This window comes from Photobacterium sp. R1 (assembly GCF_054600795.1).
The window spans coordinates 1-271 of sequence record NZ_BAAHZP010000551.1 but is presented as its reverse complement, the minus strand read 5'-3'; the positions used below and the strand labels follow the sequence as shown (position 1 = coordinate 271).

1 protein-coding gene is annotated in these 271 nt (G+C 60.9%); it reads left to right on the top strand.

What is annotated here, in order from left to right; translation table 11 throughout:
- On the top strand, positions 1 to 271 hold a 271-nt coding region (locus tag ACYP03_RS26240; protein WP_459782705.1), incomplete at both ends, for a tRNA (cytidine(34)-2'-O)-methyltransferase.

Here is a 271-nt window from a genome sequence, read left to right as displayed (position 1 = left end):
GGAAGAGAAAAAATTACGCCGTGCCGGTCTGGATTACCACGATCTGGCCCATGTGCATCGTCACGCCAATTTTGAAGCCTTTCTGGCCGCCACTGCCGGTCGCCGTCTGTTTGCCTGCACCACTAAGGCCACCCAGTACCATACCCAGGCCCGGTTTCAGGATGGCGACATCCTGCTGTTTGGCCCGGAAACCCGCGGCCTGCCGGCAGACATCATAGAGAGCCTGCCGGCGACGCAACGACTGCGCATCCCTATGCATCCGGACAGCCGC